The 11,532-nt window shown below is 70.4% G+C and carries 15 protein-coding genes; 9 read left to right on the top strand and 6 right to left on the bottom strand.

What is annotated here, in order from left to right:
* Positions 1-23 precede the first annotated feature (23 nt).
* A complete protein-coding gene (gene ccsB, locus Q5696_RS17340) occupies positions 24-998 on the top strand; it encodes a c-type cytochrome biogenesis protein CcsB (RefSeq protein WP_305092501.1) in 975 nt (324 codons plus the stop codon).
* A gap of 143 nt (positions 999-1,141) precedes the next feature.
* Here the strand turns inward: ccsB and Q5696_RS17335 are convergent, their stop codons facing one another.
* A complete protein-coding gene (locus Q5696_RS17335) occupies positions 1,142-1,366 on the bottom strand; it encodes a hypothetical protein (protein ID WP_305092500.1) in 225 nt (74 codons plus the stop codon).
* Positions 1,367-1,432: 66 nt separating this feature from the next.
* Positions 1,433-1,645, bottom strand: a complete 213-nt coding sequence (locus Q5696_RS17330; protein WP_005518137.1) for a BldC family transcriptional regulator — start codon at positions 1,643-1,645, stop codon at positions 1,433-1,435.
* Positions 1,646-1,914: 269 nt separating this feature from the next.
* On the opposite strand from Q5696_RS17330, the gene Q5696_RS17325 reads away from it, so the two are divergent.
* Positions 1,915-2,262, top strand: a complete 348-nt coding sequence (locus Q5696_RS17325; protein ID WP_305092499.1) for a DUF4229 domain-containing protein — start codon at positions 1,915-1,917, stop codon at positions 2,260-2,262.
* The gene (cds1, locus tag Q5696_RS17320; protein WP_305092498.1) at positions 2,259-3,353 is read left to right on the top strand and encodes an L-cysteine desulfhydrase Cds1; all 1,095 of its coding nucleotides are present in this window, start codon (positions 2,259-2,261) and stop codon (positions 3,351-3,353) included. The genes Q5696_RS17325 and cds1 overlap by 4 nt, the downstream gene beginning before the upstream one ends.
* A 6-nt stretch (positions 3,354-3,359) precedes the next feature.
* On the opposite strand, the gene Q5696_RS17315 is transcribed toward cds1, so the two are convergent.
* Both Q5696_RS17315 and Q5696_RS17310 read right to left on the bottom strand, forming a co-directional pair.
* Positions 3,360-3,887, bottom strand: coding sequence for a GNAT family N-acetyltransferase (locus Q5696_RS17315; protein ID WP_305092497.1), 528 nt, complete (start codon positions 3,885-3,887; stop codon positions 3,360-3,362).
* A 14-nt stretch (positions 3,888-3,901) separates the two neighbouring features.
* On the bottom strand, positions 3,902-4,201 hold the full coding sequence (locus tag Q5696_RS17310) for a hypothetical protein (protein ID WP_305092496.1): 300 nt from the start codon (positions 4,199-4,201) through the stop codon (positions 3,902-3,904).
* On the opposite strand from Q5696_RS17310, the gene Q5696_RS17305 reads away from it, so the two are divergent.
* The 3 genes from Q5696_RS17305 (at position 4,191) to Q5696_RS17295 (ending at position 6,067) form a co-directional block, all read left to right on the top strand.
* Positions 4,191-4,352 (top strand): hypothetical protein, encoded by a 162-nt coding sequence (locus Q5696_RS17305; protein ID WP_305092495.1) that lies wholly within the window; start codon positions 4,191-4,193, stop codon positions 4,350-4,352. The two genes, Q5696_RS17310 and Q5696_RS17305, sit on opposite strands and share 11 nt — an antisense overlap.
* Positions 4,353-4,429: 77 nt before the next feature.
* Positions 4,430-5,263 (top strand): SDR family NAD(P)-dependent oxidoreductase, encoded by an 834-nt coding sequence (locus tag Q5696_RS17300; protein ID WP_305092494.1) that lies wholly within the window; start codon positions 4,430-4,432, stop codon positions 5,261-5,263.
* Between the two features lie 66 nt (positions 5,264-5,329).
* Positions 5,330-6,067 carry a lysophospholipid acyltransferase family protein gene (locus Q5696_RS17295; protein ID WP_305092493.1) on the top strand — a complete coding sequence of 246 codons (738 nt, stop codon included), beginning with the start codon at positions 5,330-5,332 and terminating at the stop codon, positions 6,065-6,067.
* A gap of 9 nt (positions 6,068-6,076) precedes the next feature.
* Here the strand turns inward: Q5696_RS17295 and Q5696_RS17290 are convergent, their stop codons facing one another.
* A complete protein-coding gene (locus tag Q5696_RS17290) occupies positions 6,077-6,409 on the bottom strand; it encodes a succinate dehydrogenase (RefSeq protein ID WP_305092492.1) in 333 nt (110 codons plus the stop codon).
* 92 nt (positions 6,410-6,501) lie between these two features.
* Between Q5696_RS17290 and Q5696_RS17285 the strand changes: the two genes are divergently transcribed.
* Complete coding sequence (locus Q5696_RS17285; RefSeq protein ID WP_305092490.1) at positions 6,502-6,882, top strand: phage holin family protein; 381 nt, start codon at positions 6,502-6,504, stop codon at positions 6,880-6,882.
* A 1-nt stretch (position 6,883) separates the two neighbouring features.
* A complete protein-coding gene (locus Q5696_RS17280; RefSeq protein WP_305092489.1) occupies positions 6,884-7,234 on the top strand; it encodes a VOC family protein in 351 nt (116 codons plus the stop codon).
* Between the two features lie 49 nt (positions 7,235-7,283).
* On the opposite strand, the gene Q5696_RS17275 is transcribed toward Q5696_RS17280, so the two are convergent.
* On the bottom strand, positions 7,284-8,153 hold the full coding sequence (locus tag Q5696_RS17275) for a 1,4-dihydroxy-2-naphthoate polyprenyltransferase (protein WP_305092488.1): 870 nt from the start codon (positions 8,151-8,153) through the stop codon (positions 7,284-7,286).
* Between the two features lie 78 nt (positions 8,154-8,231).
* Between Q5696_RS17275 and Q5696_RS17270 the strand changes: the two genes are divergently transcribed.
* Positions 8,232-11,528 carry an ATP-binding protein gene (locus tag Q5696_RS17270; RefSeq protein WP_305092487.1) on the top strand — a complete coding sequence of 1,099 codons (3,297 nt, stop codon included), beginning with the start codon at positions 8,232-8,234 and terminating at the stop codon, positions 11,526-11,528.
* Positions 11,529-11,532 lie beyond the last annotated feature (4 nt).

Raw genomic sequence — 11,532 nt, 5'->3', positions numbered from 1 at the left:
CACAGTGCGCAGGAGATGAATAGATGACGATCAACGAGACCCTCGCTCGCTACAGCGACTGGTCGTTCGAGTCTGCGTTCGCGATCTATGTCCTCGCGACCGTGCTGCTCGTCGCCCGATACGCGTCGATGCGGGCCCGTATCGTGCAGGAACGCGAAATGGTCTCCGCCGGCGGCGGCGCCACGGTCGCCGACAGCGCCGATGTTCCCGGACGCGTCGTCGACCAGGGCGGCGGCAAGACCTGGTCGGAGAAGTTCGGCGGCATGGGCTACGCGCTGCTCGTCGTGGGCGTCGTCCTGCACATCGCATCGATGGTGCTGCGCGGCTTCGCCACCGAACGCTTCCCGCTCGGCAACATGTACGAGTTCGTCACCATGGCGTGCGCGGCCGCGGTCGTCTCCGGCATCGTCGCACTGCGCAAGAACTCCGACCTGTTCGTGTTCCTACTGCCGCCCGTGCTGATCCTGATGTTCCTCGCCGCCACCGTGCTGTACGCCGACGCGGCCCCCGTCGTCCCGGCCCTGCAGTCGTTCTGGCTGCCGATCCACGTCACGATCATCAGCGTCGGCAGCGGCATCTTCCTGGTGTCCGGTGTCGCGAGCCTGCTGTTCCTGTACCGCCTGAAGTTCCCCCCGGGAGAAGAGCGTGACGGCTGGTTCGGCGGACTCGCGCAGCGGCTCCCCGACGCGCAGACCCTCGACCGGCTCGCCTACAAGACCACGATCGTCGCGTTCCCGCTGTTCGGTGCCGGCATCATCCTCGGTGCGATCTGGGCCGAAGCCGCATGGGGTCGCTTCTGGGGCTGGGACCCGAAGGAAACCGTCTCCTTCATCACCTGGGTCGTCTACGCCGCCTACCTGCACGCCCGCGCAACGTCGGGCTGGCGCGACACCAAGGCCGCCTGGATCAACGTCGTCGGCTTCGTCGCGATGCTGTTCAACCTGTTCATCATCAACATGGTGGTCTCCGGTCTGCACTCCTACGCCGGCCTGAACTGACCACGCCGGCCCGGGTGCCCGGTTCGGGTGCCCGGGCCCGGAAACGGCTGAAGGGACCCTTCGCACGCTGGGAGCGTACGAAGGGTCCCTTCAGTCGACTCGACAGACCGTCCCGACCGGCTGTCCTGGCGCCGACCCGGGGGTCAGGCGTCCGGATCGGTCGGACGATCGGTTCCCGATTGGCGGCGGTGGTTGTCTCGATCCACACGCCACAGGAACTCGGGGTCGTCGTCCGGTCCGACGACGCGTCCGTCCGTGCGCGTACCTCTGCCGCCACGGAGGGTGGCAGTGGTGGCGGTCGGTCCGAACGCTTTCCAGAACAAGACAGCGAGCGTTACCAGGCCGATGAGAGCCAACAGGTAGATCACGGTGCACCTCCACTCACGAGGGTAGCCGTGTCCGGGCGGTCCCGGCACCTACCTGTCGGCTGCTCGTCAGGAGTGGTGGGCTTCGGTCGTCAGGGAGGACAGCAACGCCATCACCTCGGCCTCGCGGAACCGCCGGTGTCCTCCGGGGGTGCGCAGAGATCCGAGTCGGCCGGCGTGTGCCCAACGCGTGACGGTCTTGGGGTCGACATGGAACAGTGCGGCGACCTGGCCCGGGGTCAGCAGGGCTTCCTTGGCGCCGTTGTAGGTGGGTGCGCTCATCGATCCTCCAAGGTTCGGGGCCGTCCAGGACGGGCGGCCGAGGGGATTCGGTACCGGTTCGGTTTCCGACCCGGCTTCGACATCGTGACACCAAACCCCCCAGGTACTCGAACAATCTAAAGATGGTAAAGCGGAGGTAATAGACAAAACGGACGTGTTGGGCGCCTCTTCACCGGTGTGATCACGAGAACCCGTGAACGCCGGACATGTGTCCGTTGCTCTCCTATGGTGGATCGTGACCTGTGCGTTCCCGACGGTAGGCTGACAACGTGAGTGATGCAGCGCAGAATCGTCCCGACCAGGCCGGTGGTACCGGCGCCGCCCCGGCCGTCACGACCGGCACCCTCGTCCGTGACGTCGCCCTGTACTCGGTGGCCCGCCTCGGACTCGTCGTCGTCCTCGCCGCCGTCATCCTGTTCGGTGGCAAGGCGTTCGGTGTCGACGTCCCGCTGATCGTGGCCGCCCTGTTCGCGGTCCTCATCGCACTGCCGCTGTCACTGGTGCTGTTCGCCAAGCTCCGCAAGCGCGTCAACGCGGACATCGCAGTGGTCGACGCGCGGCGGCGCGCCGACAAGGCCGACCTGCACGCCAAGCTGCGTGGCGAGGACCGCCGGTGACAGCTGTCGTCGATCGGCACAGCTCCCGAGGCTGGGTCCAGCGGGCCGTCCGGCTCATCGAGGCCGACACCCAGCGCAGCGCCGACACACACCTGCTGCGCTACCCGCTGCCGCAGGAATGGAACGTCCAGCTGTACCTCAAGGACGAGTCCACCCACATCACCGGCAGCCTCAAGCATCGGCTCGCCCGCTCACTGTTCCTGTACGCGCTCTGCAACGGCTGGATCACCGAGGGCACCACGGTGATCGAGGCGTCGTCCGGGTCCACGGCGGTCAGTGAGGCGTACTTCGCGAAACTCCTCGGCCTCGAGTTCGTCGCCGTCGTGCCGGCGAGCACGAGCCCCGCCAAGATCGCACTGATCGAGGCACACGGTGGCCGCTGCCACTTCGTGACGGACCCGTCGAGCATCTACGCCGAATCGCAGCGACTCGCCGACGAGACCGGCGGCCACTACATGGACCAGTTCACGCACGCCGAACGGGCGACGGACTGGCGCGGCAACAACAACATCGCCGAGTCGATCTTCACGCAGCTCGAGCGGGAGGACCACCCGGTTCCGGAATGGATCGTCGTGGGCGCCGGTACCGGCGGCACGGGCGCCACGATCGGCCGGTTCCTGCGCTACCGCATGTTCGACACCGGCCTGTGCGTCGTCGACCCGGAGCATTCGGTGTTCTTCGACGCGTGGTGCAGCGGGAACTGCGCGCCGGCACCGGCGTCCGAGCGGGGGTCGCGGATCGAGGGCATCGGCCGCCCGCGCGTCGAACCGTCGTTCATCGGCCAGGTCGTCGACCGCATGATCAAGGTGCCCGACGCCGGTTCCATCGCCGCGATGCGGCACGCGAGCACCGTGCTGGGACGCAAGGTCGGCGGCTCCACCGGCACCAACCTGTGGGGTGCGTTCGGGCTGGTCGCCGAGATGCTCGCGCAGGGCCGCAGCGGCAGCGTCGTGACGCTGCTGTGCGACGGCGGCGAACGCTACACCGACACCTACTTCGACGACGCGTGGGTGGCGTCCGAGGGTATCGATCTGACCGGCCCGACGGCGGTGCTGGCCGAGTTCGCACGCACCGGCCGCTGGACGGCGTAGAACGGGTCAGTTCCGCGGCGGGTCGATCGGGACGTGCCGGGTCATCACGATCCGCGGCGCGACGTCGTCGAGTCCGCGGGCGGTCTCGTGCTCCCGGATCGTGCGCAGGCCGGGGCCGAGGTCGTCGTCGGGGACCTCGGCGAAACCGAGCCGCGCATAGTAGGGCGCGTTCCACGGCACGTCGGTGAACGTGGTGAGGGTGATCTCCGGCAGTCCACGGTCGCGGGCCCATTCGGCGACGTGGTCGATCAGGTGTGCGCCGATTCCACGGCGGGCGTGATCGGGATGCACCGACACCTGCTCGATGTGGGCGCAGCCGTCGACGATGTCCACGAGGCAGAATGCGGCCGCGGGCCGATCGCGGTGCGCCCACACCCAGGCGCGGCCGTCGGCCCGGTACTGCTCGAGCCATGAGAGCGGGGGTGCCTCGTCGTCGGCGATCACGTCCATGCCGAGGCTCCGGAAGATCGAGCCCGCCGCCACCTCGATCTCCTGGAGACGAGACAGGTCGGCCGGTTCGGCGAGTCGGATCATGCGTCTGAACCCGGTCAGCCGCGCGCGACGACCTGCGACGCGATCGCGGTTCCGGCCGCGACGGCACCGACGGACGGCCAGGCGCCGATCTTCTTCGCCAGCGGATGCGACGCCCCGAACGCGCCGACGTACGTGCCCAGCAGTGCAGCCGCCCGGCCCGGCCCGGAGCTCTTGGCCCAGCTGTAGGTGCAGACGCCGCCGACCGCCGCGAGGACCGCGCCACCGAGTTGACGGTTGCCGCTCTGTCGTGCGACGGCGTATCCGCCGACGAGGCCGGCGGCAGCGAGGGCGGAGGTGGCGGTCTTGTTCAGCATGGGCGTGTTCTCCCGTTTCCGTGTCCTGATCGCCGCGTTCGGGGCGATCCGTGTCGAGGCTACCGGCAGCCTCGATCGTGCCCGTCGGAAGAACATTCCCGGACGCCGGTTCTCGTTGTGCGGGACGGGGACTGTCCCCGACGCCCCGTAGGTGGCCGAATGTCACATGGGTCCAGTCGGACCGAATGCATGTGACATTCGGCCGCCAGGGGGCCGTGAGGAGGAAGCGTGTCGTCATCGTCGTCGCGCCCGGCATTCCGTCCGGGACCGCTGCTCACTGGGAAGAGTGCCGTCGTCACGGGGGGTGCACACGGGATCGGGGCGGCGATCGCGCGGTCGTTCGCGGCGCACGGGGCACGGGTGCTGGTCGTGGACATCGACGACACGGCCGCGGGTGCACTGGCATTCGACGCCGGTGCCGGCGGGTCGATCGAGGTGCTCGGTCACGACGTCCGCGAGACGACGGTGCCGGATGCGGTCACCGGGTTCGAACCGGATGTGCTGGTCAACAATGTCGGTCATTTCCTGCGTCCGCCGCGGCTGTTCGCGGAGACCGAACCGGACTTCTGGGCGCAGATGGGGGCGATCAACCTCGATCACGTGCTGCGGTGGACGCATGCGGTGCTGCCGGGGATGGCGGAGCGCGGCCGGGGCGGTTCGGTCGTCAACCTGACGACCGTCGAGGCGCATCGCGCGATTCCCGGGCACAGCGTGTACGCCGCGTACAAGGCGGCGGTGACGCAGTTCGGTCGCAGTCTGGCCGTGGAGACCGGTCCGATCGGGGTGCGGGTCAATGCGATCGCGCCGGATCTGATCGAGTCGGTGCAGGTGCCGTACACGGACATGCTGTCGGAGGCGGAGTGGGAGCAGTGGCCGGCGTGGGCGCCGCTGGGTGGGCCGGGGCAGTCGGACGACGTCGCGGGGGCGGCGCTGTTCCTCGCGTCGGATCTGAGCCGGTACACGACCGGGACGACGGTGCACGTGGACGGCGGTACGTTCGCGGCGGGCGGGTGGTTCGCGAAGCCTGAGGGCGGCTGGACGAATCGGCCCCGTCACGCTTAACCTACGCAACCGTAGGTTGTGTACTCTCGGGCTCGGATGGGGGACATCCGGACGAGAGGTGCACACATGGCGCGGCCCGCGGTCACGCTCGACAACTACGACGACGTCTACCGCTACTACCTGGATCATCGGCAGAATCTGCTGTCGGCGCGGATCGCGTACGCGGCGCTCAGTGCCCGGTTCCGGCCGCGGGTGCACTACGCGGACGGGGCGCGGGAGCGGTTGCAGGCGCTGCTCGCGTCCGGGACCCGGCTGATCGTCGTCGCCAACCATCTGACGGACCGGGACCAGTACACGCTCGCCGCGACCGCGTGGCAGACGCCGCTGCGGAGCGTGATCGGACGCACCCGGGTGCTCGCGAAGGACGAACTGTTCACCGATCCGCGGTTGCGGCGGGCGATCGATCTGATGGGGTCGATTCCGGTGTTCCGCAGCCAGAACCACGGACTGCGGGCCGTGGCCGACGCGGGTCGCCGGATGATGGACGTCTCGGCGCAGCGGCTGCAGCGCGGCGATGTGCTCGCGATCTTCCCGGAGGGCACGTGCAACGACGGTGATCCACGCCGGATCCAGCGGCTGAACACCGGTGTCGGGCACATTGCGGTGAAGGCCCGCAAGCTCGGTGCCCCGCCGGCGCTGCTGGCGCTCGGGATCGCGTACGGGCCGGATCCGTCGGTGCGTGGCAGTGCCGACGTCTACGTCGGCGACCCTGTTCTCGAGTTGCCGACGACGCCGATGGACATCACCCGGGCCGTCGCCGAGCAGTTGCAGGCCGCGGTGGACGACGTGCGGGCGGTGCGCTGACCCGGCCGGTCACTGTGTGGCGGCGCGGTAGGCGTCGAAACAGCCCTCGGTGAACAGGTTCCGGTCGAGTTCGCCGACCGCGACGACGCCGCCGCGGAGCCAGACCGGTCCGGACGCCACCAGGTCCGCGCCCTGCCGGCACCAGTTGTGGATCTCGTCGTCGCTCGGACGGTACGGGATGTGCTGCTTGTACATCAGGGCCTGGCTCTCCCCGTACTCGACGCCGGCGTGGTACGAGTCGTCGTGACCGCCGGCGAGCCGGTAGGCGAGATAGCCGGTGGCGGCGAGGACGACGACGGCCACACCCAGGGTGATCCACCAGGTGGTGCGGCGTGTCGTCATGCCGCGACCCTAGTGGAGGAATGGGTGGTTTGTCGTCGTTCTCCGGGTCCGGTGCCCGCCGCCACCCACCGGGACATGTCAGCATGAACGGCATGACCTTCGTGATTCGACTCGTGATCAACGCGATCGCCATCTGGCTGGCCGCCCAGTGGGTGACCGGCATCGACATCGCGTCGTCCGGGCACGGCACCGGCGGCGACATTCTGGTGTTCCTGGGCATCGCGCTCGTGTTCACCGTCGTCAACGCGTTCGTGAAGCCGCTCGTGAAACTGCTGTCGCTGCCGCTGTTGATCCTCACCCTCGGCCTGTTCACTCTCGTGATCAACGCGTTGATGCTCGAGCTGACGTCGTGGATCACGTCGCAGACCCAGTGGGGGATCAGCGTCGACGGCTTCTGGACGGCGGTGTGGGGTGCGCTCATCATCTCGATCGTGAACGTCGTGCTCGGCGCCCTCGTCTCCGACAAGCGCTGACATGACGATCCGGCGGGTGGTACCCGACATCCGGTCCGCGTCGTTCGAGGCGAGCCGCGACTTCTACCGAGACCTCGGATTCGTCGAGGTCATGAACCAGGGGTGGGTGGCGACGATGGCGTCGCCGTCGAACCCGACCGCGCAGGTGACGTTCATGGGCGACGACGCGACCGCCCCCGTCCACCCGGACGTGAGCATCGAGGTGGACGACGTGGACGCCGTCCACGCGGCGATGGTCGCGCGGGGCGCCGAGATCGTGCACCCGCTGCAGGACGAGGAGTGGGGGGTGCGACGGTTCTTCGTGCGCGATCCCGACGGCACGGTCGTCAACGTGCTCGGCCACCGCGCCTGAGCAGTCGAGCGACCGGCCGACCGGGCATCAGGGGCCGGGGCCGCCGGGGTCAGCCCAGACCGAGGGCGAGCCCGGTGGCCGTGGCCCACACCAGCATCGACTGACCGGTGACCGCGAGGGCGGGGATCAGTGCGGGGCCGCGGCCTCCGGTACGCACGGGGGTGTTGGCCTTGACCGCCAGGGGCAGGGCCAGCAGGCCCACCAGCGCCCACGGCGTCCGCACGACGAGCGCGAGCGTGACGACGAACGGGGCGACCAGCAGCACCAGGTGCAGGATCCGGGTGCGGGCGTCGCCGAGAGTGACTGCGAGCGTGATCTTTCCGGATTCGGTGTCGGTGGGGATGTCGCGCAGGTTGTTCGCGACCAGGACCGCGCTCGAGAACGAGCCGACCGCGATCGCGGCGAGCAGGCCCGCCCAGTCGACGCGCCCGGCCTGCACGAACTGGGTGCCGAGGACGGCGACGAGCCCGAAGAACACGAACACCGCGATCTCACCGAAACCGCTGTAGCCGTAGGGCTTTTTGCCGCCCGTGTAGTACCAGGCGCCCAGGATGCACACCGCGCCGACGAGGATCAGCCACCACGCCGACACCAGCGCCAGGGCCACACCGGCGACCGCGGCCACCGCGAAACAGCCCATCGCAGCAGCTTTCACCGATGCCGGGGACGCCGCCTTCGACCCGACCAGGCGCAGCGGGCCGACCCGCTCGTCGTCGGTGCCACGGATGCCGTCCGAGTAGTCGTTGGCGAAGTTCACGCCCACGATCAGCGCGAGCGACACGACCAGCGCGAGCAGCGCCTTCCACCACACGGCGCCGTCGAGCGACGCGGCCGCGCCGGTACCGGCGAACACCGGGGCGATCGCGTTCGGGAGGGTGCGCGGACGAGCGCCCTCGATCCACTGGGACACAGAAGCCATGCGGCGATCCTTTCACCTCCACCGAATCGGGTGGCTCGGCGGTCGAGTGCTCCCATAGGCTGGGCGCCGGTGTATCCCGTGACGAGCGATCCGACGACTCCGGCACCCGTGCGGCCACCGGTCGAGGTGGCGCTGCTCGGGGACGTCGCCACACGTCGTGACGGGAAGCTGGTGCCGCTGCCCGGTCCTCGCGCGCGGGCGTTGCTGGTGGCGCTCGCGTTGCGTCCCGGTAGGAGCCGCAGCGCGGGTTCGCTCGTCGACGACGTGTGGGGTGACACGCCGCCGCGGTCACCGGCGAACGCGTTGCACACCCAGATCTCGCGGCTGCGTTCGGCGTTGCCGGACGGCGCGATCGAGGCCGGGCCGTCCGGGTACCGGCTGGTGCTGGCACCGGAACAGGTCGATGTGGCGCTGGCGCGGGTACTCGCCCGGCGGGCGGGACAGGATCTGGCCGACGGTGACGCCCCCGCCGCGCTGGACGCCGTGCAGGATGCGCGACGGTTGTGGCGCGGTGAACCGGGAGCGGACCTTCCGGTCGGGGGCCTGGCCGACGCACTGGCCGGGGAGGCGGCGTCGTACCGCCGGCTCCTCGCCGGGGCGGAACTCGGCGCGCTGATCGCCGTCGGCCGATTCGACGACGCGCTGCCGATCGCACGGGCCGCGGCCACCGCGTCCCCACTGGACGAGACCGCGGCCGCCCGGTTGATGGAGTGCCTGCGCGGGGTGGGGCGTTCGGGGGAGGCACTCGACGTGTTCGCGGCCCTGCGGGTCCGGCTGGCGGGCCGGCTGGGCGCCGACCCGTCGCCGCACCTGGCCGAACTGAACGCCGCGATCCTGCGCGGGGAGGATGCGGCGGAGACGGGCGAGTCCCGGCCGCCGCGGTCGCCGGCCGGCGCGGTCGGGTTGCGGGCGGCACCCAATCGGCTGCTGGGCCGGGCATCGGATCTGGCGGCGCTCGAACGGCTGCTGGCGTCGTCGCGGGTGGTGACGGTCCTCGGGCCCGGTGGCACCGGCAAGACCCGGGTCGCGCACGCGCTCGGTCACACGGTGGCCGCACGGATGCCGGTCGCGCTGGTCGAGCTGGCGCCGCTGCGCAGCGGCGAGGACCTGATCGCGGCGATCAGCGGCACGCTCGGCCTGAGCGAGAACGATCTGACGCCCGGCGGACTCACCCGCACCCGCATCCACGACGCCCGCCGCCGGCTGCGCGACGCCCTGGCGGTGCGACCGTCGCTGCTCGTCCTCGACAACTGCGAGCACCTGATCGACGACGTCGCCGACGTGGTGTCCGACCTGATCGCGGCGAGCCCGCACCTGACGGTGCTCGCGACCAGCCGGGCACCACTGGCCCTCACCGCGGAGTCGGTGTATCCGTTGCCGCCGTTGGCGATCGAGGACGACGGCTCCCCGGCGGTCGAACTGTTCCGGGCCCGCGCGCAGGCGGTGCGCCCGTCGGTGCGGCTGGACGACGTCGAGGTGACGCGACTGTGCCGCACCCTCGACGGGCTGCCGCTCGCGATCGAACTCGCCGCCGCCCGGGTGCGCACGATGAGCGTCGAGGAGATCAACACCCGTCTCGCCGACCGCTTCACACTGCTGCGGTCCCGCGACCGGACGACCCCCGAACGGCATCGCACGCTGCGGGCGGTCATCGAGTGGAGCTGGAACCTCCTCGCGGACGCCGAACGTGCGACGCTGCGCCGACTGTGCCGGTTCCCTGCCGGATTCACGTCGGACGCGGCGGTATCGGTCGCGCAGTGGGGTGAGGTCCTCGACGTCGACGACGCCCTCGAAGGGCTGGTGAACCAGTCGATGCTGTCGGTGGTCGAACCGGGCGGCAGTGCCGACGCCGACGCCGCTGCTGCCGGCGCAGTGGGTGTGCGCTACCACATGCTCGAGACGGTACGAGAATTCGGCGAGGACCGCTCGGACGCCGCCGAAACCGCCGAAGTGCACCGCCGGACGGTGCAGTGGGCGGAGGACCTGGCACGGAACACGTTCCACGACTTCGTGTCCGGGCGTCAGGTTGCGGCGGCGCACCGGGTGGAGGCGGAACACGACAACCTGCTCGATGTGATGCGGTACGCGCTGTCGGCGAACCTGCCGGCCGCCGTCTACACGATCTTCCCGGTCCTCGGCGGCACGTGGTCGCTGCGGGGCGCGCATTCGGAGGTGTTCGCGTGGGCGCCGCGCGTACTCGAACTCGACGGTTCCGGCCTCGGCCCGGCGGACGTGCCCGGTGACCTGCTGGCGTCGGCGTACGTGCTGATCGCCGCCCACGCGGCGATGGGTCGCAACCTGCGTGCCACGGCGGTGGCCCGGACCCGGATGCGCCGGCTGTCGGCCGGCCGCACCGACCTCGGTCCGTCGTCGCGCGTCAACCTCTCGCTCGTGCTGATGCCCGGCTCCGGCCGGGGTCTCGCCCGGATGCTCGCGACGGCGGTCCGTTCGCCCGATCCGGGGGCCCGCAGCGCGGCACTGATGGCGCGTGCCTCCCTCCGGGAGAACAACGGGGATCTGTTCGGATCGGAAGCCGATGCGCGGCAAGCACTCGAGCTCGCGCAGGAACTGAACGACACGTGGGGCCTGGCGATGGTGCTCCAGCATCTCGGTGGGCTGTGCTCGCAGGCGGCCCGGTACGGCGAGGCGGTGGATCTCTTCCGGTCGTCCGCCGAGGGGTTGTGGGAGCTGCACCTGTACGACGAGGGGCTGCAGGTGCGGGCCTTCCTCGTGGCCGCCCTCGTCGGGGACGGCCGGATCGCCGATGCGCGCGCCGAACTCGCGGCCCTCGTCCCGCTCCGTGCGCAGGCCGCCGGTGGTGCGTCGAACGAGAACACCCCCGACCGCGCGTCGTTGTCGGCGAGTACCGCGGAGGCCGAACTCGCTGTCGGGGAAGTCGATCGGGGACTCGCCGAGTACCGTCGTGCGGTCGAGTACACCGGTGGTCTCGAGAGCACGCTCCCCGCCGACCCGCTCGAGATCATGCTCGCCGCGGCCGCCGTGGACGCCCACGTGCTCGCACACCGTCCGGAACCGGTCGCGGCCCTCGTACAGCAGCTCACGGCCGCGTCGGTGCAGCGACTCGGACCGTCCGGCTACCCGGACCTGCCGCAGACCGGTGCCGTGGCGTGCGCGGTCGCCGGCCATCGGATCGTCACCGGTACCGGCGGCGGTCGGGCGCTGCGCCTCCTCGCTCTGGCGACGAGAGTGCGTGCCCGACAGGACTATCCGTCGATGCAGCTCGTCCGGCACCTCGACGCCGCCCGATCCGTGGTCGGCCCGGACGCCGTCGCGGCGGCGCTGACGTCCGTGCAGGGGACGCCGCGCGCCGCCGCGCACCGTGAGATCCTCGACCTGCTCGCCGAGATCCCGTGACCGG

The sequence above is a fragment of the Prescottella sp. R16 genome, from assembly GCF_030656875.1.
Taxonomy (GTDB): Bacteria; Actinomycetota; Actinomycetes; order Mycobacteriales; family Mycobacteriaceae; genus Prescottella.
Note: the sequence above shows the minus strand (reverse complement) of the source record. Positions and strands in the feature narration are given on the sequence as shown.